At 39.9% G+C, this 21,471-nt stretch carries 24 protein-coding genes; 1 reads left to right on the top strand and 23 read right to left on the bottom strand.

From position 1 onward, the window contains the following. Positions 1–856: 856 nt before the first annotated feature. The 9 genes from cas2 to budA form a co-directional block, all read right to left on the bottom strand. Positions 857–1,186 carry a CRISPR-associated endonuclease Cas2 gene (cas2, locus tag AAFQ93_RS05600; protein WP_223140817.1) on the bottom strand — a complete coding sequence of 110 codons (330 nt, stop codon included), beginning with the start codon at positions 1,184–1,186 and terminating at the stop codon, positions 857–859. Next, entirely contained in the window at positions 1,186–2,193 is a 1,008-nt protein-coding gene (gene cas1 / locus AAFQ93_RS05595; RefSeq protein ID WP_223140816.1) for a CRISPR-associated endonuclease Cas1, read from the bottom strand. Before cas1 ends, cas2 begins: the two co-directional genes overlap by 1 nt. A 133-nt stretch (positions 2,194–2,326) precedes the next feature. Further along, complete coding sequence (locus tag AAFQ93_RS05590) at positions 2,327–3,397, bottom strand: ABC transporter substrate-binding protein (protein ID WP_223140815.1); 1,071 nt, start codon at positions 3,395–3,397, stop codon at positions 2,327–2,329. Then, entirely contained in the window at positions 3,394–4,167 is a 774-nt protein-coding gene (locus tag AAFQ93_RS05585) for an ABC transporter permease (protein ID WP_223140814.1), read from the bottom strand. The genes AAFQ93_RS05590 and AAFQ93_RS05585 overlap by 4 nt, the downstream gene beginning before the upstream one ends. Further along, a complete protein-coding gene (locus tag AAFQ93_RS05580; protein ID WP_000754116.1) occupies positions 4,164–4,970 on the bottom strand; it encodes an ABC transporter permease in 807 nt (268 codons plus the stop codon). Before AAFQ93_RS05580 ends, AAFQ93_RS05585 begins: the two co-directional genes overlap by 4 nt. Continuing rightward, complete coding sequence (locus tag AAFQ93_RS05575) at positions 4,951–6,108, bottom strand: ABC transporter ATP-binding protein (RefSeq protein WP_375554890.1); 1,158 nt, start codon at positions 6,106–6,108, stop codon at positions 4,951–4,953. Before AAFQ93_RS05575 ends, AAFQ93_RS05580 begins: the two co-directional genes overlap by 20 nt. Positions 6,109–6,269: 161 nt before the next feature. Beyond that, positions 6,270–7,175 carry a UDP-N-acetylmuramate dehydrogenase gene (murB, locus tag AAFQ93_RS05570; RefSeq protein ID WP_375554889.1) on the bottom strand — a complete coding sequence of 302 codons (906 nt, stop codon included), beginning with the start codon at positions 7,173–7,175 and terminating at the stop codon, positions 6,270–6,272. A 117-nt stretch (positions 7,176–7,292) separates the two neighbouring features. After that, positions 7,293–8,045 (bottom strand): YhfC family intramembrane metalloprotease, encoded by a 753-nt coding sequence (locus tag AAFQ93_RS05565; RefSeq protein WP_373115357.1) that lies wholly within the window; start codon positions 8,043–8,045, stop codon positions 7,293–7,295. 12 nt (positions 8,046–8,057) lie between these two features. Then, entirely contained in the window at positions 8,058–8,786 is a 729-nt protein-coding gene (budA, locus tag AAFQ93_RS05560) for an acetolactate decarboxylase (RefSeq protein ID WP_375554888.1), read from the bottom strand. Between the two features lie 284 nt (positions 8,787–9,070). Here budA and AAFQ93_RS05555 point away from each other — a divergent pair, with 284 nt between their 5' ends. Further along, positions 9,071–10,345 carry a PLP-dependent aminotransferase family protein gene (locus AAFQ93_RS05555; protein ID WP_375554887.1) on the top strand — a complete coding sequence of 425 codons (1,275 nt, stop codon included), beginning with the start codon at positions 9,071–9,073 and terminating at the stop codon, positions 10,343–10,345. A gap of 19 nt (positions 10,346–10,364) precedes the next feature. On the opposite strand, the gene AAFQ93_RS05550 is transcribed toward AAFQ93_RS05555, so the two are convergent. The 14 genes from AAFQ93_RS05550 to AAFQ93_RS05485 all read right to left on the bottom strand — a co-directional run bounded on the left by AAFQ93_RS05550 (position 10,365) and on the right by AAFQ93_RS05485 (position 21,471). After that, the gene (locus AAFQ93_RS05550) at positions 10,365–11,180 is read right to left on the bottom strand and encodes an ABC transporter substrate-binding protein (RefSeq protein WP_375554886.1); all 816 of its coding nucleotides are present in this window, start codon (positions 11,178–11,180) and stop codon (positions 10,365–10,367) included. Positions 11,181–11,337: 157 nt separating this feature from the next. Continuing rightward, entirely contained in the window at positions 11,338–11,991 is a 654-nt protein-coding gene (phoU, locus tag AAFQ93_RS05545; RefSeq protein WP_375554885.1) for a phosphate signaling complex protein PhoU, read from the bottom strand. Positions 11,992–12,002: 11 nt separating this feature from the next. After that, positions 12,003–12,761 carry a phosphate ABC transporter ATP-binding protein PstB gene (gene pstB / locus AAFQ93_RS05540; protein WP_375554884.1) on the bottom strand — a complete coding sequence of 253 codons (759 nt, stop codon included), beginning with the start codon at positions 12,759–12,761 and terminating at the stop codon, positions 12,003–12,005. A gap of 12 nt (positions 12,762–12,773) precedes the next feature. Beyond that, positions 12,774–13,577 carry a phosphate ABC transporter ATP-binding protein PstB gene (gene pstB / locus AAFQ93_RS05535; RefSeq protein ID WP_049495489.1) on the bottom strand — a complete coding sequence of 268 codons (804 nt, stop codon included), beginning with the start codon at positions 13,575–13,577 and terminating at the stop codon, positions 12,774–12,776. A 10-nt stretch (positions 13,578–13,587) separates the two neighbouring features. Continuing rightward, positions 13,588–14,472: a phosphate ABC transporter permease PstA gene (pstA, locus tag AAFQ93_RS05530; RefSeq protein ID WP_000543058.1), complete on the bottom strand. Its 885-nt coding sequence runs from the start codon at positions 14,470–14,472 to the stop codon at positions 13,588–13,590. Further along, entirely contained in the window at positions 14,462–15,379 is a 918-nt protein-coding gene (gene pstC, locus AAFQ93_RS05525) for a phosphate ABC transporter permease subunit PstC (protein ID WP_049509826.1), read from the bottom strand. The genes pstA and pstC overlap by 11 nt, the downstream gene beginning before the upstream one ends. Next, entirely contained in the window at positions 15,379–16,257 is an 879-nt protein-coding gene (locus tag AAFQ93_RS05520) for a phosphate ABC transporter substrate-binding protein PstS (protein ID WP_375554883.1), read from the bottom strand. The genes pstC and AAFQ93_RS05520 overlap by 1 nt, the downstream gene beginning before the upstream one ends. 109 nt (positions 16,258–16,366) lie before the next feature. Beyond that, the gene (locus AAFQ93_RS05515; protein WP_375554882.1) at positions 16,367–17,680 is read right to left on the bottom strand and encodes an RsmF rRNA methyltransferase first C-terminal domain-containing protein; all 1,314 of its coding nucleotides are present in this window, start codon (positions 17,678–17,680) and stop codon (positions 16,367–16,369) included. 6 nt (positions 17,681–17,686) lie between these two features. Then, positions 17,687–18,454 carry an inositol monophosphatase family protein gene (locus AAFQ93_RS05510; protein WP_375554881.1) on the bottom strand — a complete coding sequence of 256 codons (768 nt, stop codon included), beginning with the start codon at positions 18,452–18,454 and terminating at the stop codon, positions 17,687–17,689. Beyond that, positions 18,444–18,722, bottom strand: a complete 279-nt coding sequence (locus AAFQ93_RS05505; RefSeq protein ID WP_045763367.1) for a UPF0223 family protein — start codon at positions 18,720–18,722, stop codon at positions 18,444–18,446. The genes AAFQ93_RS05510 and AAFQ93_RS05505 overlap by 11 nt, the downstream gene beginning before the upstream one ends. Further along, positions 18,723–19,124, bottom strand: a complete 402-nt coding sequence (locus AAFQ93_RS05500; protein WP_045763368.1) for a Spx/MgsR family RNA polymerase-binding regulatory protein — start codon at positions 19,122–19,124, stop codon at positions 18,723–18,725. It lies immediately after the preceding gene. A 212-nt stretch (positions 19,125–19,336) separates the two neighbouring features. Next, positions 19,337–19,960, bottom strand: a complete 624-nt coding sequence (locus tag AAFQ93_RS05495; protein ID WP_375554880.1) for a TIGR01906 family membrane protein — start codon at positions 19,958–19,960, stop codon at positions 19,337–19,339. Continuing rightward, positions 19,950–20,723 (bottom strand): TIGR01457 family HAD-type hydrolase, encoded by a 774-nt coding sequence (locus AAFQ93_RS05490; RefSeq protein ID WP_000120628.1) that lies wholly within the window; start codon positions 20,721–20,723, stop codon positions 19,950–19,952. Before AAFQ93_RS05490 ends, AAFQ93_RS05495 begins: the two co-directional genes overlap by 11 nt. Before the next feature lie 10 nt (positions 20,724–20,733). Continuing rightward, positions 20,734–21,471 carry an acyl-[acyl-carrier-protein] thioesterase gene (locus AAFQ93_RS05485; RefSeq protein WP_223140801.1) on the bottom strand — a complete coding sequence of 246 codons (738 nt, stop codon included), beginning with the start codon at positions 21,469–21,471 and terminating at the stop codon, positions 20,734–20,736.

Raw genomic sequence — 21,471 nt, 5'->3', positions numbered from 1 at the left:
CCCTCTCGAGGTAGATAGGTATATATACAAGCACGGAATAGTGGCTAGCATCATCCGTATGGGCGACAAGTTTCCGCCCCCTCTCGAGGTAGATTGGTATCTATACGTACGAACGCAAAAGAGAAACAGATTGAGCCTATAACAGTTTCCGGCCCCTCTCGAGGTAGATAGGTATCTATACGGATGGTGGTGGGAGGAGTCTGATGGCTCTTATCCGTTTCCGGCCACTCGCGAGGTAAATAGGGTTCTATACTTTACCCTACATTAACAACAATCCCATTCAAATCTGGTTTCCGGCCACTTTCGAGGTAAATAGGTTTCTATACCCTTCGAATTCTCAAATATTTTGCCTGACTATGACGAGCGTTTCCGGCCCCTTTCGAGGTAAATAGGTTTCTATACTGACTGTTAATAATAAGCTAGAAAAAGGTCCTGCTAAGTTTCCGGCCCCTTTCGAGGTAAATAGGTTTCTATACGAAGATCCTGAACACGTTGAATTAAATGGCGAGGGGTTTCCGTCCCCTTTCGAGGTAAATAGGTTTCTATACACTATGTATGATATCAATGATGTTTATGAAATTTTGTTTCCGTCCCCTTTCGAGGTAAATAGGTTTCTATACTTGTTGTAGGGGCATATCATATTGATATTAAAGTAAAGTTTCCGTCCCCTTTCGAGGTAAATAGGTTTCTATACAAGGTCTAGTAATGATTTGGTATAAGGAATACTTGTTTCCGTCCCCTTTCGAGGTAAATAGGTTTCTATACCCCATATCTTGTATACAATCCTATAACAAGCACTAGATATAACCTATTGGAAACTAAAACTAGTATATCATATTTTGAAAGAGTTTTCACATCAAAAGAACAAACAATCATCCTTCTCTACCTCAACTTCATCTGTATTTAAGCGCATAGTTTCTTCCCTACTTCCAACATAAATGATGATATTATCAAGCTGGTCAGGATCGTAGAAATCTTCTAACTCTCTTATTAAGGTTTGATAGTTCGACTTCTCCAAATCCACTTCAAAACAAGAACGTTGGACTCGTAGGCCAAATCCCTCTAGTAACTTTGCTAGTTTTAAGCGTCTCTTATTACTGACAATATCATAAATAATAATACAAAAGAAACTTTTTTTCTTAGCAAATTCCTTCTCCTCAGAAGATAGATTAAAGTAAAGTCCCATTATATTTCCCCTGTAAAGCAACTAGTATAAAGTTCGGGTTTGAGTTTTTCACAAGCTCGGATAAATCCCTTTATCTGCTGATCTGCCATATATAGAAAAGTGTAACGTTTTTTATCTAATTCAACATACTGATGGATTTCTAACATCCGTTCCCTCATGGCACAGATAAAAATCTTTCTCCCTTCATCTCGCAATAAATAGCTACTCTCTTCATTCTTTTCAAAATGCTCAACTGTTAATTTACCACTAAAGATTAAGTCTAAAATAGTATTATCAACGATGATTGGACGCCACTCCTCCATGAAGTCACTCGCTAAAGTTGAATGGTGTTGGTGGCTCTGATGCATAACACCGAAACCATAACTCAAACCATTCTTTCTTATCAGGCCTAGAAAGCAAGAATAGAGCAAAGAGTAACCAAAATTTAGTAGACTATTAAAACAATCCTCAGCAGGCCTACGACTTCGTCTATAAAAATGAAAATCATCAGGCACTAGTAATCCCAAATAGTAAAAATAAGACTTGGCAATTCTACCTTCATACCCCATCACTTCTGGAATTGAGCTAGCTTCAGATATCTTTTCTATACTTTCTTCAAAGCGCGAAAAATCTTCATGTGTTAAAATTCCATCTTGATTATAATTTTTAAGTAAGGATAGCTGGTGATTTACCTTGGCGGAAGCTATTTTTTTGGATATAGAGAGACAAAAATCCTTATCAAAACAAGCTTTCGTCTGAATAATTTGCTTCTCAAAATCTTCTTGTCGATAGGAATCCAAGCAAGCCAAAAATTTACCTTCACCAGAAAAATAATAAACATTGATTTGCTTCTTTGCTAAAGCCTTTAGTAATTGTGTGCTTAATTGAGCGTGCCCAAATACTATGACATTCTCAACTAAGTGGATTGAGATTTCTTTAACTATCTCGCGTTGACCATTCTTTATGACAATCATCTGATTACAGAGACTTAAAGAATGATCAGACTTTTGAACAAAAAGGTCACTCATCTCATATACACCTCCTAAATGTATAAAGGATATTATTTTATCACTAAAATTGCTTTTGTCAATACCAAATATTAATTTTTTTAAAAACAAAAAAAACGAACCAGTTTAACTGATTCGTTCTTTTTGTTTACTCCTACTTCCGATACATTTTAAATTGTAGGAAGAGGTCGCTGTAAATTCCTGTCCATTTATGGTCAAACTTCTCATAAACTTCTAGGTGTTTCATAGTATCTGCATCAGGATAGAAGGACTTATCCTCTTTTGTCTCCTCAGGGAGCATTTCCTTAGCAGCATTGTTTGGTGTTGAATAGCCGACATATTCTGCATTTTTGAGAGCATTTTCGGGCTTCAACATAAAGTTGATAAAGGCGTAGGCTGCGTCTTGGTTTTTGACTGTTTTGGGAATAACCATATTGTCAAACCAGAGGTTACTTGCTTCTGTCGGTACGACATAGCGAAGATTTTCATTTTTCTCCAGCATCTGGCTGGCTTCTCCTGAGAAGGTCACACCAATGGCAGCATTATTCTGAATCATGTACCCCTTCATCTCATCCGCAACAATAGCCTTGATATTAGGTGTTAGCTTATAGAGCTTATCTACCGTTTCCTCCAACTGCTGTGGATCTTTAGAGTTTAGGCTATAGCCTAGCGAGTTAAGACCTAAACCAAGTACTTCACGCGCCCCATCAAAAAGCATAATGGAGTTCTTATACTCTGGCTTCCAAAGGTCATCCCAATGTTCAGGCGCTTCTTCCACCATAGTTTCATTGTAGACAATTCCCAAGGTCCCCCAGAAGTATGGGATAGAGTACTGGTTGTTGGGATCAAAGGACTGGTTGAGAAATTCAGAACCGATATTCTCAATGCCCTCAATCTTACTATAATCCAGTGGAACTAGAAGGTCTTCGTCCTTCATTTTGTTAATCATGTACTCACTCGGGATAGCAATATCATAGGTTGTTCCACCCTGCTTGATTTTCGTGTACATGGCTTCATTGGAGTCAAAGGTTTCGTACTGAACTTGGATTCCTGTTTCTTCTGTAAATTTCTCGAGAAGTTCAGGGGCGATATAGTCTCCCCAGTTGTAGATAACCAATTTTTGACTATCGCGACTATTGATTTTACTGTCAAGATGGTAAGAAATTCCCCAAAAGACAAGGATAATCGCTAGAATTCCTGCTAAAAATGAATAGAGTCGTTTCATGCTTGCTCCTCCTTCTCACGTGAAATGAAGTAATATCCGACAACTAGGATAATACTAAAGAGAAAGACCAAGGCTGAAAGAGCATTGATTTCTAGCGAAATTCCCTTACGAGCTCGAGAGTAGATCTCGACTGACAAGGTTGAAAAGCCATTCCCCGTTACAAAGAAGGTCACGGCAAAGTCATCTAGGGAATAGGTGAAAGCCATGAAATAACCTGCAATGATAGACGGTGTTAGGTAAGGAAGCATAATTTCCTTAAACATCTGGAACTGACTGGCTCCAAGGTCATAGGCTGCATGGATCATATCTCCATTCATCTCTTTTAATCGAGGCAAGACCATGAGCACTACGATTGGAATGGAGAAGGCCACGTGACTAGACAGAACAGTCAGAAAGCCAAGAGAAAACTTGAGTTGTGTAAAGAGAATCAAGAAGCTGGCACCAATCATAACATCTGGTGCAACCATCAAAATATTATTGAGTGATAGGAAGGCTTCTTGGTATTTTTTTCGTGATTGGTAGATGTAAATAGCACCGAAAGTCCCAATGACAGTCGCAATCAGGGCTGATAGGAAGGCTAGTAAAAAGGTCTGAACCAAGATCAGCATGAGTCTTCCGTCACCAAACATGGTTTCAAAGTGAGACAAACTAAAGCCTGTAAAACTATTCATATCATCCCCAGCATTGAAGGCATAACCAATCAAGTAAAAGATTGGCAGATAGAGGACGATAAAGACAAAGGCTAGGTAAAGATTTGATATTTTTTTCATCGTTCTCTCCTTTCCTTAGTCACCCACATAGTGATGAACATGGTCAGGATAAGAACAACACCGATAGTTGAACCCATACCGTAGTTGTCATTTGTTAGGAAGTTCTGCTCGATGGCAGTTCCCAAAGTAATCACTCGGTTCCCTCCAATCAAACGGGTCAACATAAAGAGACTTAAACTCGGGATAAAGACAGATTGGACACCACTTCGTACTCCATTCATAGAAAGAGGGAAGATGACATGGCGGAAAGTCTCCCATTTGGTCGCACCGAGGTCATAGCTGGCATTAATGAGATTATTATCCATATCATCTAAAACATTGAAGATAGGCAAAATCATAAATGGAAGCTCGATATAGCTTGCGACAAAAATAAATGAGAAATCCGTAAAGAGCAACTGCTGAGAACCGATTCCGATAAATTCTAAGAATTGGTTGATAGAGCCATTTTGCCCAAAAATTCCGATAAAGGCATAAGCCTTAAGGAGAAGGTTGATCCAAGTTGGTAGGATAATCAGCATGAGCCAGAGTTGACGGTGTTTAAGACGAGTCAAAAAGAGGGCTGTTGGATAACTGATAAGAAGCGTCACCAGAGTCACAATCCCAGCATAAAGAACAGAGTTGAAACTCATTTTAAGATAGGTCAAGTTTTGTGACGCAAAATAGGATTTATAGTTTTCTAAACTAAACTGGCCTTCGATGTTGAAAAATGATTGTCCAAAAATCAAGACCAAGGGTGCCAATACAAAGAGTGCAATCCAAAGCATGTAGGGCACTACAAAGAGTTTAGAGGTTGTTTTCTTCATCTCTTTCCTCCTCGATAGCGTTGATCAAACCTGCTTCATGCTCTTCGATTTCTACGTACTCTTCGATACGAGCATCGAACTCTTCTTCTGTTTCATTGAGACGCATGATGTGGATGTCTTCTGGTTCAAAGTCTAGACCGATTTCCTCACCAACGATGGCCTTACGAGTCGAGTGAATCATCCATTCGTTACCGAGTTCATCATAGGCGATAATCTCATAGTGAACCCCACGGAAGAGTTGCGTATCGACTTTAACTTGAAGTTTTCCTTCTTCTGGAAGAGTAATGCGCAAGTCCTCTGGACGAATGACGACTTCGACAGGCTCGTTTGGCTTCATCCCACCATCGACCGCTTCAAATCGTTTGCCATTGAACTCGACCAAATAGTCCTCAATCATGGTCCCTGGCAAGATATTTGATTCACCGATGAAGGTGGCTACAAAGTGGTTGATAGGCTCGTCGTAGATGTCAACTGGTGTCCCAGACTGAACGATTTCACCGTCATTCATGACAAAAATCCAGTCACTCATGGCCAGAGCTTCTTCCTGATCGTGAGTAACAAAGACAAAGGTGATGCCCAAGCGTTGTTGCAGTTCACGTAGTTCGTACTGCATGTCTGTCCGCAACTTCAAGTCAAGTGCTGACAAAGGCTCATCCAATAGCACCACTCGAGGCTGGTTGATAATGGCACGCGCAATAGCTACACGCTGGCGTTGTCCTCCAGATAACCTACGGATAGAACGCTTTTCATATCCTTCAAGCTGTACCATCTTGAGAACTTCTAAGACACGTTTTTCGATTTCTTTTTTATCGACCTTGCGTAATCGCAATGGAAAGGCAACATTTTCAAAGACATTCATATGCGGAAACAAGGCGTAAGATTGGAAGACAGTATGAACATCTCGCTTATTGGTCGGGATGTCATTGATACGAACACCGTCTAGCAAAATATCACCCGTCGTTGCTTCTAGCAAACCTGCAATGATATTTAGGATGGTTGATTTTCCTGAACCAGAAGCTCCTAGCAGTGTATAAAATTTTCCTTCTTCCAACTCAAAGTTAATATCCTTGAGAACCTTAGTGTCACTATCTTCAAAAACTTTAGAAACGTTTCTGAATTCGATAATTGGTTTTTTCAATTGTCATATATTCCTTCTTTTTCATAGATTAACAGATCAAGGCTCTGTCAGGCCGCCACTACCTCTTGCAGGGAGTTAGACCTCCTGCATGCATCTTCGCTACCGATAGGCTTTCACACCCTCTACATTCTAGTTAGTAGCAGCTAAGCTATTTCTACTATTTACTCATGTTCACCCAAGATACGAACTTCTCGCTCAAGAGTAACACCCGAGTGTTCTTTAACTTTTTCAATGACAGACTCAATCAAGTCTTCATAATCTCTAGCAGTTCCATCAGAAACATTAATCATAAAACCTGCGTGCTTTTCTGAGACTTCGACGCCACCGATACGATAACCTTTCAAGCCTGCTTCTGCAATCAATTGACCTGCAAAATAACCTACTGGACGTTTAAAGACGGAACCACAAGAAGGATACTCTAAAGGCTGCTTGAGTTCACGAAGGTGGGTCAAGCGGTCCATTTCTTGCTTGATGACTTGGTGATTACCTGGAGCTAAGGCGAACTTAGCAGATAGGACTACTGCCCCTGACGCTTGAATGGCTGAATGACGATAACCAAAGGTCAAGTCTTTAGCAGAAAGGGTTTCGATTTCACCTTCCTTAGTCAAGATTTGACAAGACTGGAGAACATGAGCAATCTCACCACCATAAGCGCCAGCATTCATAAAGACAGCACCACCGACGCTTCCTGGAATACCACAAGCAAACTCAAAACCAGTCAAACTATGACGTAGGGCAATACGAGTGGTTTCAATCAAGTTAGCTCCAGCTTCTGCCTCAATGGTATAGCCATCAACAGAGACATTATTAAGCTTGTCACACATGATTACAAAGCCACGAACTCCGCCTTCTCGGACGATAATGTTACTTGCATTTCCAAGAACCATCCAAGGAATGTTTTCCTGATTGGCAAACTTGACTACACGAGCCATCTCATAGCGATTGCGTGGAAAAACTAAATAATCTGCCTTCCCTCCAACTTTGGTATAGGTATAAGTTTTTAGCGGTTCATCGAATCGAATATCGATTCCTTCTAGTGTTTCTTTTAGTTTATCTAATACGGTCATTTTTCTAATCCTTTTATAAAATCCATTCCATTATACCATTTTTGGCTCTATTTTTCGATGATTTGGTTAGCTTTTTCAAAAGCTCAAACTAAAAAGAGGATGAACCTCTTTTTTGTATTATTGCTTTTTATAAAAGATCGATTTTGTAAAGTAAATAAAAATAATAACTTCCACTGCTAACAATCCTTCTACGAGAAGGGGATTTGACAACCAGCCAACTTGAGATAGGCTCGGAGCCAAATCAAATAGGGCGTGTAAACCATAAGCAGCTACTAGGTATATCCATTTCTTTTGGCGAACTGCTTGATAAACCCAGAAAGAGAGACCGATTTGCATAACAAGAGCAAGCACACGCTCAACACCGAGTAAATAAACCTGCCATCCAGATAGAGATTGTACTGTTTCAAGTGTATTTTGGGGAAGGAGATTTGCCAGATCTGGATTTGAAGACTCTAATAACGAAAAGAGAATCAAAAGACTAATCAAGCTTCCCATTCCGAGGTAGAGCAATTCCAAGCCACCATGCCCCAATCCATAAGCAAGGGCATCTGAATCTTCCAAAGTTCTTTTCTTCTCCAACCATTTAAAAAAGATAAGTCGAGCTGTTTCTTCAAACAAAGCAGCCATACAGATCCCGTAAATCACATAGAGAAGGGGATTTTCCGTCATGAGTGGAACTGTCCCATCCTTTTGTGGATGAAGAACCAAGAGATGAACGATTTTCTCTAAGACCTGAGATGAAGCAAAAAATGCAACTGCCCCAAGTCCCAAAACTGCAAAATTAATCTTGTATTTCTTTCTTGCGTACCAAACTGCTGCAATGAGGACGGCAAACAAGGCCAGCATCGTTATTATTACATGAATTTTCATATTTGACTCCTACTATTCTGCCTGTTCGATATCTTTTTTCATCTCGTCAATGTTAAACTTAGCAAATAGATATTGACGATCCTGAACAGGAAAACGTTGATCCAACTGGTCAACTGCACCCACTTCTACAATACCTTCCTTGATGACAAAATCCATAACGTGGCCACCAAAGGTTAGGTCATCTGAGATAAAGTGTAGATGGTAACCAGCAACACTAACTCCATGGAAAATTTCAGGTGTCCAAAAACCAACGATAGTTCCTGAGACATTGTCGCATCTATATTCAGGCTGATGCGTCGCAACCTCAGCAAACTTCGTTTCGCTTGTTGATTTTGGAATCATACGAACATGCATGTGTTTAAAATCACCATGAATCTTGATGGAACGAAATAGATTTTCTCCATCATAATAGGATTCAATACGTTTTTCAAGTTCCTGATCAGTCATTTCAAAACGCTGACGGAAAATAACTTCTGCCTGGTGGGGTACAACTGCTGCATAGGGAATCAAGGCATCTGGTGAAACTTCCACAATTTCAGGTTTCTCACCTGATCCCTTAGCCTGATAAGCTTTCCCATCTAAGACAATCAATTCTCCATCGATAGAATCCAGGGTTCCTAATCCTAAATCACCATGTTCAAGCAATTCACCAACGGTCATGGTTCCTCCGTAAAGTCCCGCCATCAAGGCTCCCAAAGTATTATATTGGAATAATTTAACTGGTTCTTGCACCTTCATCATCTCGCTCTTCTTTGAAAATTTTACTTACTAAGTATATCACATTTCTGATTAGAATTGAATGCTAGACTGCCTTTTAATACTCAATGAAAATCAAAGAGCAAACTAGAAAACTAGCCGCAGTTTGCTCAAAACACTGTTTTGAGGTTGTGGATAGAACTGACGAAGTCAGTAACATATATACTATAAGGCGACGTTGACGCGGTTTGAAGAGATTTTCGAAGAGTATAACATTGCCAAACTTCTAAAAAAAAGGTACAATGTAACAAAATCGAGAGAGGTCTGGGATGAAGCAAGAAAGCAAGTATGAACAAGTCGTTCACTATCTAAAAAATGAGATAGAATCAGGTAGATTTCCAACTGGAAGTCGCCTACCATCTATCCGAAAACTCAGTCAAGATTTTCACTGTAGCAAAGACACCATACAGCGCGCACTCTTAGAACTCCGATACGAGAAATATATCTACTCAAAACCTCAAAGTGGTTATTATGTATTGGAGCAACAAACCAGTCATGAAGACTTAATTATCTCAGTTAACGATGAACACGCAGCAGCCTATGATGATTTTCGTCTGTGCGTCAATGAGAGCTTGATTGGGCGAGAAAATTATCTCTACAACTACTATGAACACCAAGAGGGTTTAGAAGAATTACGAAAGTCCGTTCAGACTTTGCTCTTTGATCAAGCGATTTATAGTAAGGCAGACCAATTAGTCATGACATCTGGGACCCAGCAAGCACTGTTTATTCTTTCCCAGATTGATTTTCCAGGTCAAGCTCAGGAAATACTGGTCGAACAACCGACCTATCATCGGATGAACCAGCTGCTACTAGCTCAAAATATTCCCTATCAAACCATTGACCGTCGAGTAGACGGCATTGACCTAAACAAACTTGAGGAACACTTTAAAAGCGGAAAGATTAAGTTTTTCTATACTATTCCTCGTTTCCACTATCCTCTGGGGCATTCTTATTCTGAAGAGGAAAAACTTGCCATCCTTGACTTGGCTGCCAAATATCAGATTTATATCGTTGAGGATGACTATCTGGGGGACTTGGATCCTAAAATGGGACAAACCTTTCATTATTTAGACCAACATGATTTGGTCATCTATATCAAGTCCTTTTCTACCAGTCTATTTCCTGCCCTTCGAATCACTGCCCTTCTTCTTCCAAACACTATCAAGGAAGCTTTTGTGACCTATAAAAACATTCTCGACTACGATAACAACCTTATCATGCAAAAGGCTCTATCACTCTACATCGATAGTCAACTCTTTGAGAAAAACAGACTAGCACGACTGACACTGCAAGAAAAAAGTCAGGAGCACATCCAACAGCTCTTACAAAGGTATCCCATTTCCCTACCGAACTATCCACTTCATGATGGGCTTTTACTTGATCTCAGGAACTATCCTAGCATCGCTAGTCTTAAACACAGCCCTCTAGAACTCGACTTCTTCGAATCTTCCTATCTAGCGAACTGCCCTTATCACTTTGCAAAAATTTCCTTAGAAAATATTGAAGAAACATTAAGCTATTTAAAAACAGAGCTGGACTGAAATCCAACTCTGTTATTTTTTATTGCTCTACTTCTGTTAGCTTAGCAGCTTTTTCAAGATAAGTTTGGTAAGTTCCGTCATCTTTCAGTTTCTGGATGACCTTATCAACCACTTCCTTCAAATCTGAGTTACCTTTTTTGATAGCTACAGCATTTGCTTCGCCTTCTTTCATAGTCAAGTTTACTGTAGCCACTGCCAAATCTGAGTTCTTAGCAGCATAGCTTAATGCTACTGGCTCATCCATATGAACGGCATCTACTTTACTAGATTGAAGCTCGTTGACTGCTTCTCCCATGTTTGTCAAAGAAGTCAACTGTGCCTTTGGAAGTTGCTCTTTAACCATAGATTCAGGAACAGTTCCTTTCTGAGCTGCAATATTAGCACTTGCTAGAGAATCCAAATCCTTGTATTTTTCAAGATCTGATTTTCTGATAAGGAAGCTAATTTTATTTTCATAGTAAGGAATTGAGAAATCAAAGACTTCTTGTCTTTCTTCAGTTGCACTGATTCCCGCAATTGCTAGGTCTGCTTTTCCTGTTTGAAGACTGGTCAAGACATTATCAAAACTCATACTTGAAATTTCCAATTTCACTCCAAGTTCATCAGCGATTGCTTGCGCCATGTCAATATCCGCACCTACGACTTGGTTTTTACCATCCACAAGTGCTTGAAACTCAAAGGGAGCATAGTCGGGACTAGTTGCGACCACTAATTTTCCTTTTTGCTTGATGGCCTCCACTGCAGACTGCGAGCTTGAACTAGACGATTGGCAAGCTACCAATAAGAGGCTTGCAAGAAAACTACATAAGACAAATATCCATTTTTTAAAATTCATAAATAAACAACCTCTCTGTTGATTTTGTATAATTATAACTCTATCTACTTCGTTTGTCAAGCATATTCTAAATTTTTATGAAAAATTTTCAATTTTTGTTTCAAAAAAGGAGCTTTTACTTACTAACAAGCTCCTTTTTTTGCATAATTAATCAATTTTACAATTCAACAATCTTACCTGTTTCAAAGTAAACAACCCATTCACAGATATTTTTTGCATAGTCACCGATGCGTTCCAAGTAAGAAATGACTTGGAAGTAATCACGACCTGTGACGATAGCTTCTGGGTTCTTTCTAATTTCTTCAGTTGCAAGATCACGAATATTATCAAAGTAATGGTTGATAGTTTCATCCATGGTTGCAACTTCATAGGCTTGATCCACAGAACCATTCAAATAAAGTTCTAAAGCGGCTTCAACAAAGTTTTTTACTTCACGACCCATTTTTTTAATTTCTTCTTCAACTGCAGGGATACGCTGCTCACCCTTCATACGAATCGTTGCTTTTGCGATAGATACTGCATGGTCACCCATACGTTCTAAGTCTGACACAGCTTTTAGAACTGTTAAAACTGTACGTAAGTCTTGTGAAACTGGCTGTTGTAGGGCAATCATTTCAAATGATTTCTTTTCAAGTTTCACTTCGTATTCGTTTACTTCTGCATCTTCCTCAATGACTTCTTTAGCCATGTCACGGTCATGCGTTACAAAAGCACGTACGGTACGATTGATTTGGGAAAGAACTTCTTGTCCCATAGCATAAAACTGATTATGCAATTTCTCTAAATCTTCTTCCAATTGAGAACGTAACATCATTTATCTCCTTATCCAAATTTTCCTGAAATATAATCTTCTGTTTCCTTGTGTTGTGGGTCGAGGAACATATCCTTGGTATCGTTAAATTCAATCAAATCTCCATTGAGGAAAAAGCCTGTCTTATCGGAGATTCGAGATGCTTGCTGCATAGAACGAGTAACCAAGAGCATGGTGTATTTGTCTTTTAGACCATACAAGGTTTCCTCAATCTTACCAGCAGAAATAGGGTCCAAGGCTGAAGTTGGTTCATCCAAGAGGATGATTTTAGGGCTAGTCGCTAATACACGTGCCACACAAACACGTTGTTGTTGCCCACCTGAAAGACCAATAGCAGAGTCATGCAAACGGTCCTTGACTTCATCCCAGATTGAAGCACGTTGTAAAGCCTTCTCCACTGCTTCATCTAAGACCTGCTTGTCTTTTTCTCCATTTATACGGAGGCCATAAACGACATTTTCGTAGATAGACATAGGAAAAGGATTGGGTTGTTGGAAGACCATACCAATTTCTTTACGTAATTCAACAGTGTCGGTACGAGGACTATAGATGTTGTGACCGTTATAAACCACTGATCCAGTTGTCGTCACTTCAGGATTAAGGTCACCCATTCGGTTAATAGCCTTGAGCAGGGTTGATTTCCCAGATCCAGACGGACCGATAAGGGATGTAATTTCCTTGGGTTGGAACGATAAGGAAACACTATTCAAGGCCTTCTTTTTATTGTAATAGACTGACAGGTCTGAAACCTGTAAAATCGGTTCTGTCATACTATTTCCTCTCTAACCAAAGTGTCCAGTTACATAGTCATTTGTTGACTGTAGCTTAGCATTTTGGAAAATATTAGATGTCTTATCATACTCAATCAAGTCACCCAGGTAGAAGAATCCTGTGTAATCACTAGCACGCGCAGCCTGTTGCATACTGTGGGTCACGATAATAATGGTAAAGTCCTTCTTCAACTCCAACATGGTTTCTTCAAGTTGAGCTGTCGCAATCGGATCCAAGGCTGATGCTGGCTCATCCATCAAGAGGATATCTGGTTTCACAGAGATGGCGCGAGCGATACAGAGACGCTGTTGTTGACCTCCTGAAAGAGTTAAGGCTGACTTATGAAGGTCGTCTTTAACCTGATCCCAGAGGGCGGCTTGACGAAGAGAGGTTTCTACAATTTCATCAAGGACCTTCTTGTCCTTAACTCCTGCACGTTCATGTGCAAAGGTGATGTTGCGGTAAATTGATTTAGCAAATGGATTTGGACGTTGGAAAACCATTCCGATGTGTTTACGCATTTCATAAACATTGATTTCAGGACGGTTAACGTCAATTCCTTGATAGAGAATTTGTCCAGTCACCTTTGCAATATCAATGGTATCATTCATACGGTTGAGACTGCGTAGGTAGGTTGATTTCCCAGATCCTGATGGACCAATCAAGGCCGTAATTTTATTTTTTTCGAATTGCATATCCACGCCCTTGATGGATTCATTTTTACCGTAGTAAACATGTAAATCCTTAGTAGAGAGGGCCACTTTTTCTTCTGGAAAAGTAATAATATGCCTTTCATCCCAATTATATTTCGACATGGCTTCTCCTTTAGGCAGCGGTTAATTTCTTATGTAGATAGCTTCCGAGTTTACGTGCTCCAAAGTTAAAGATTAAGATAAAGATTAAGAGCACCGCAGCAGAACCCGCTGAAACAAGTGTCCCATCAGGAATAGTTCCCTCACTGTTGACTTTCCAGATGTGGACAGCCAAGGTTTCTGCTTGACGGAAGATTGAGATTGGACTGGTTACACTAAGGACATTCCAGTTAGACCAGTCAAGGGCTGGTGCTGATTGTCCTGCTGTATAGATAAGGGCGGCTGCTTCACCAAAGATACGACCTGAGGCAAGCACAATACCTGTTACAATACCAGGTAGGGCTTCGGGGATAACGACATGAAGAACTGTTTCCCAACGAGAAAGTCCAAGCGCCAAACCAGCCTCACGTTGCGTGTGGTGAACGTGTTTCAAACTGTCTTCAACATTACGCGTCATCTGTGGAAGGTTAAAGACAGTCAAAGCCAAGGCACCAGAAATAATAGAAAATCCATACTCGAACTGAACTACAAAGATGAGGTAACCAAAGAGACCGACTACGACTGATGGCAGTGAAGACAAAATTTCAATACAGGTACGAACGAAGTTGGTAACACGACCTTTTTTTGCATATTCAGCCAAATAAATTCCAGCCCCCATTGATAGAGGTACAGAGATGAATAAGGTAATGACCAAAAGGAAGAAGGAATTATAAAGCTGGATTCCAATACCACCACCTGCTTGGTAAGAAGATGATTTTCCAGTCAAGAAGGACCAAGAAACATGAGGTAAGCCTCGAACCAAGATATAGAGAATCAAGGAAGCAAGGATGGTCACAATGATTCCTGCGATGGTATAGAGGACAGCTGTAGCAAGTTTATCTAATTTCTTAGCGTGCATAGTTTTTCTTTCCTCTTTCTTTCGTAATCAATTTAATCACACTGTTAAAGGCCAAGCTCATCAAAAGCAATACTAAGGCTAGTGACCAAAGAACATTATTATCAACAGTTCCCATAACAGTATTTCCGATACCCATGGTCAAAACAGAGGTCAAAGTCGCAGCAGGTGTTGTCAATGAAGTTGGGACAACGGCTGAGTTTCCGACCACCATCTGAATAGCTAGTGCTTCACCGAAAGCACGCGCCATACCAAAGACTACTGCCGTAAAAATACCTGAACGTGCCGCCTTCAAGGTTACACGCCAGATAGTCTGCCAACGAGTAGCTCCCATAGCTAAACTAGCTTCACGGTAGTGACGAGGAACTGCACGTAGGCTATCTGTTGTCATGAAGGTTACAGTCGGCAAAATCATAACAAAGAGAACGAAAATCCCTGATAAAATACCAAAACCTGTTCCACCAAAGACACTACGTACAAATGGTACGACGACCTGCAATCCGATAAATCCATAAACTACTGAAGGAATCCCAACTAGGAGTTCAATAGCAGGTTGCAAAATCTTTGCCCCTTTTGGTGATACTTCTGTCATAAAGACTGCAGCCCCAATGGCAAATGGTGTTGCAATAAGAGCTGATAGGATGGTAACAATAAAGGAACCTAAAATCATCGGAAGAGCACCAAATTGTTTCCCTGAAGGGTTCCAAGTCTGTCCAAATAAAAATTCAAAAATGTTAACACCATTGACGAAGAAGGTAGATAACCCTTTCTGAGCCACGAAAATCAAAATCATGGCTACAATGATGACAATCAAAGAAAGGCAGGCAAAGGTTAGCCCTTTTCCTAATTTCTCAAGACGAGAGTTTTTTGAAGGAGAGAGCAATTTTTTAGATAATTCTTCTTGATTCATTATTGGCTCCCTTCTAGCGCTGTCACAGTACCTGCAGCATCTTTTTCAACCTTCATTTCCTTAACTGAAATATAACCCATTCCTTTAACGATTCCATTCTGAGCTTCGTCTGAAAGGACAAAGTTTAGGAATTCGGCAACCAGTTCATTTGGCTCACCAAGTGTATACATATGTTCATAAGACCACAAAGGCCAATTATTCGTGGTTACATTCTCTGAAATTGGTTCATAACCATTGAGTTTGATAGTCCCAACTGAGTCATCAACATAGGCAAATGCTAGGTAGGAAATAGCTCCAGGGGTCTGAGAAACAATTGATTTGACCATCCCGTTTGAATCTTGTTCCTGACTTTGCATTGCTGATTGCCCATCCATGATCACACTGTCAAAAGTCGCACGAGAACCTGAACTTGCCGCACGGTTGATAATAGAAATAGCTAAATCCTTACCGCCGACTTCCTTCCAATTAGTGATTTCTCCTGTAAAGATTTGTCGGAGCTGATCTGTCGTCAGATTATCGACATCTACTTCTTTATTAATAATTACAGCTAATCCAGCAACAGCAACCTTATGGTCAACTAGCGCGGACGCATCGATACCATCTTTCTCTTCAGCGAACACATCAGAGTTTCCAACATCAACTGCACCAGACTGAACCTGCGATAGTCCTGTACCAGAACCACCACCTTGAACATTGACTGTTTTTCCGATGTGAGCTGATGCAAATTCATCTGCAGCCGCCTCGACTAAAGGTTGGAGAGCAGTTGAACCAACAGCAGTCATAGACTCCCCACGATCAATCCAACTTGCACATCCTACTAACGAACCAGCAAGTAAAAGAGTCGCAAGAGAGAGTGTGAGTTTTTTTAATTTTTTCACTATTTGTCTCCTTGAAAATAATGATGAATAGCTTGGAATTTCGCCCTATTTTTCTATGTTTTATGCAAAAAATCCATACTTCCACTATAACATAGAATACTGATTTTGACTAGTTTTTCACCTTAAACCTCAAGCCCTTAGGGAAATAATTCTTCAATGTATTTCCTGTCACTTTTGCAAAACCTAAACCATTTCCAGCAACCAAAACTTGGTACCAGCCATTTGGCAAAGTTTCAGACAGCTGAACTGTTTCACCAGCTACGTATTTGACAAAGTCCTCTTGATGAATTTCAATTCCTTGCTTGACTTGACTTGGTTTCAAAGCTAGGCCAAGTGCAAAACTTGGTTCAAAACGTTTTTTCTTAAAGGTTCCAAGATGAAGTCCGTTTCGTGCAATTCTTAGTTTTCCTAAATCTGGTAGACCTTCTGGCAATAAATACAGTTGGTCACCAAAAACCTGTAGGACTCCAGCCAGTTTCTCTTTTAAATGTTTCTTCTCAAAATCCTGCCATAAAGAAATCTGTTCTCGAGAGAGGTTGGATTTAGAAGGCTTGAACTTAGAGACTTTATTTTCCCCTCGAAATTGCAAATGGGCAACAAACTGTCCTTCTCCCTTAAAGTGATGTGGGTACATTCTAGCGGCTTCAGGTAAGTCAATCCCAGGGACCATTCCATTGATATGTTGAACTGGAATCAACTCAAAATCATAGCTATCCAGTAACCATTGGATAATTTCTTCGTTTTCTTCTGGCGCCCAGGTACAGGTTGAATAAACCAAACGACCACCATCAGCCAACATGGTTACTGCATCCTCTAGAATTTCACGCTGCAAGTCAGCACATTGGCTTGGATATTCTACACTCCAATAATCCATAGCATCTGGCTGTTTTCGGAACATTCCTTCTCCAGAACATGGAGCATCTAGAACAATTAGGTCAAAATATCCCTTAAACACTTTAGCCAAACGATCAGCAGATTCATTGGTCACAACTACATTTGACGCTCCAAACCGTTCCATATTTTCAACCAAAATCTTTGCTCGCTTGCTAGAAATTTCATTGGAAACAAGAAGACCTTCGCCTGCAAGATAGGCTGCCAGTTGAGTGGATTTACCACCGGGAGCCGCTGCCAAGTCCAAGACCTTCATACCTGGTTTTGGTTGAGCTACTTGTGCAACCATTTGTGCAGCAGGTTCTTGGGAATATACCAAACCTGTTACATGCTCAGGTGATTTCCCTGAAACCTTGCCATAATAACCCCAGGGTGTATTTGGAATAGCATCTGAAAAAGAAACTTGGCTTTCTTTTAAGGGATTGATGCGAAAAGCGGAAACTGCCTCATCATCAAAAGAGGCAAGAAAAGCTCTTGCCTCATCTCCCAATATTGCTTCATATTTTTTTACAAATCCTTCTGGAAATTGCATGTAAGTTTATTTCCTTTCATAGATATAGGATTGGATTTCTGCCAACTTGTCAGTTGGAACCATCATAATTGGTTGTCGTGTCTGAAAATCCACCGGTTCTCCAGTTAAGGTTACAATCTGATACCCTAAACTTTCTCCTATGATACTAGCTGCAGCATAGTCCCAAGGTTGGAGGTAGGTGATATAGGTCAATAGCTGACCTGAGAGGATTTTTGAAAAGCTGATAGCTGCACTTCCATATATTCGCACACCAAGTGAAGCATTAGCCAATTCTGCTACACCCCAAGCGTTTGTTTCCAACATACCAGCATTACTCGCAATTAGAAAATCACGCAAGGGCTTATCCTTAAAGTTCGGCAAGAGTTCTTCATTGAGACAGGCCTGAAAAGCACCTCCTCCATGGTAACAATGACCTTTCATGACATCATAAATGATCCCAAACTGACCCACACCGTTTTCAAAATACGCTACCATAATGGCGAAATCTTCACCTTGTGCGACAAAGTTGTTAGTACCATCAATGGGATCAATGACCCAAACAGATCCATATCCAACTGAAGCACGCAGACAGCCCTCTTCTGCACAAAATTGGTCATCAGGATAATGCGAACGAATCCTATCAACCAAAAAATTCTGAACTTCCTTGTCCAAACGAGTCACCAAGTCTGTAGGAGATGATTTTCTCTCAATATGCAATTCTTCCTGCATATGAGCTAGAATATAGTCTCCTGCTTCCTTGACAATCTCTTTGGCAAACATAAATTTATTTTCCAAGCGAAATCTTCCCTTCCCCTTGTTCTTTGGCCAATTGGACAGCTCGATAGAAGGAGTAACCACTAGCAGTTTCAAATTCACGACCCAAGCGTTTTTCTTCACTCTTGCTTGGAACAACCGCTTTGAATCCCTTATAGGAATCTAGTAGTTTTTTTGCCTCTACCTTAGTCTCATAGGCTGCTTCAACATCATTAAAAAAAGAAAGCACTGAAGCAAGTTCTTCAGTGCTCCACGACAAATCTAGTGGGTAACTATACTGTTTATTCATCTAATTAATACCAGCTCTCAATGTAGCTTCTTTCAGTTCTTGTTTACGGTAACTACGAGGGAGAAAAGCACGAATCTCATCTTCATTAAAACCGATTTGCATCCGCTTTGCGTCAATAATAATCGGACGACGCAAAAGACTCGGATACTGCTCAATTAAATGAAGCAACTCCGATACTGAGATACTCTCTACATCAATATTCAATTTTTGAAAAATCTTTGAACGAGTCGAGATGATGTCATCAGTACCATTTTCGGTCAAGGAAAGAATGTGTTGCAGTTCTTTTCTCGTTAAAGGGCTGGTCATAATATTATGCTCTTGGAAGGGCACTTTATGATTCTCGAGCCAGGCCTTTGCTTTACGACATGATGTACAACTCGGTGATAAAAATAGTGTAATCATGCTTTCCTCTTCTTTACATACTTTTCTATTTCTATTATACAAAAAAATAAAGCGCTTGACTAGTTATTTCCGTAAAAAAAAACCTACTTTTTCAAGAAAAATAGGTTTTTTAGAATCAAATGTGAATGTTTTGCTTAAATATAGACATATTCATGTTACAAAAGATAGTTTTTTCCTACATTTTATTTGGAATCAGTAAGACTTTTCTTCACTTATCTATTTGTTTTTCGACTCTGTAGGTACATAAATCCAAAAATCAATTCATACAAGCAGAAAAATAGGAGAAAGGCATGGAGGAAAAAGTTCTCTGGTAGGATGAGAATGACAGGATCTTTTGCTGGATCAAACAACCAGGTATCATCACCTACAAAAAGAATCTGATGAAATAAGGTAAAGAATTGTTCAAAACCAATGAAGACACCAACTAAACCAAGAACCAAAGGTAGAGAAAGTATGATTAAGAGTGCTCTACGATAAAGTGGCAGAAAACCTTTCTGAATAACTTGCTTCCAAAAAAGATAGAAAATCGGTAGAGTTACTACTGCTACTCCTTGAGCAAGATGGAAAAGTCCCTTTACAACCACAAAGTGGTGAATACCAGAGGCAGACGAAGGAAAATCCGGCATTTCCAATACTTGACTCAATGGATTGGTCAAATAATCCATCAAAACATTAAAATTATGCTGGATGGTCTGAGGTTGCAGGTGAACACGATTTGTCAAGTTTAACCAAGAAATCTCCAGAGGGTAAACCAACCAAGCCAGGTAAATAGTCAATAAAATCGCAAGCGAGAGGAAAAAGAGAATACTTCCTACAAAAGTAAACTTAGTTTTCATCGAAATTCCACTCCGCTAGACTTGAAAGGACATGAGTTGGTGCAATTGGCAAATCCTCTACTTCTTCAGGTTTTGTAAATCCTGTCGTTACCAAAAGACTAGGAATACCATTGTCAATACCAGCTCGAATATCAGTAAGATAATTATCTCCCACCATGACAATTTCTTGGCGTTCAAGTCCTAGGTGTTCAACAGCCTTGTCCATAATAATCGCATTAGGTTTTCCAATATAAACTGGTTTTACACGAGTTGCTGCTTCAAGAAGAGTAATCAGAGAACCGGCACCAGGCAAAAGTCCACGTTCCGTTGGAATATTTAAATCTGGGTTAGTACCGATAAAGTGAGCACCTTTATGGATAGCTAGGGTTGCCTTAGCAAATTTTTCATAGTCTACTTGCCAGTCCAAACCAACAACTACATAGGCTGGATTTTCTTTATCTTCGACATACCCTGCTGCTTGAATGGCCTCCTTGAGCCCTGCTTCTCCGATGACATAGACTGTCTTTTCAAGTCCTAGGTCATTCATGTAATCAATAGTCGCTAAAGTTGCAGTATAGATCGTCGATACAGGCGTGTCAATGTTAAACTGATTGGCTAACATCTCTTGAACACTTTCAGGTGTACGAGTGGTGTTGTTTGTTACAAAAAGATAAGGAATCTCTCTTTTTTGTAACTCGTGAACAAAAGCCTCTCCCGCAGGGATTCTATCTTTCCCCTTATAAATCGTTCCGTCTAAATCAATTAAATATCCTTTATAAGACATATCTTTCTTTCTAATCTTTGTTAATTTCTTGCCAAGTAATCATAGCCTGGGCATTGATATCGCCATCACTTGTGACTTGATGATTACTCTCTAATCCATTTAATTCATAACTAGAAGTAATCATTCCACCTGGTCGAACTTCCTTGACATATTTGAGGTTAATTTTTTTTGGAATATGATTAGTAAGGAAATCTGCTCCCATGACCTCAAAAATCCAGTCTAGGTATTTGCTGTTATTGACGTGACCATTCATATCTAAGTCATAGAAACGAACGTGGTAGTCCTTGCTTATCGCTTCTTCCAGCTCTCTATATTTTGGCCCACGGACCAGTTTCTTAGAAAACTCAGATTGATAAGGGGCGACAATTTCTGGTACTACAGGATGAACCTTTCGACTTTCACGATCCATAAGGACAAAGGTAGCTAGCATATGAATGATTTCTTGACCATCTTCATCATAAATAGTAAATCGGCGGTAGCAAAAGAGACGATTATAGGTCAAAGCTTCTGTTTCAATGGTGATTTCCTCAGCAAAACGAGGCAAACGAACCACATCGATATCATAATCTGTGATAATCCAGACCAGATTATACTGTTCTAAAACATCCTTGTCACTCACTCCCAGTTCAATTGACTGCAAACCAGATACCTGGAGGGACAACAAGATCACATCTGGTAGCTTGATATGGCCATTCATATCAGCCATATCAAAAGGAATTTTCATCTTCATTTGATAAGTTAAGCCCAT

Source organism: Streptococcus nidrosiense (assembly GCF_042140045.1).
Classification (GTDB): Bacteria; Bacillota; Bacilli; order Lactobacillales; family Streptococcaceae; genus Streptococcus; species Streptococcus nidrosiense.
This window is presented reverse-complemented; position numbering and strand designations above follow the sequence as displayed.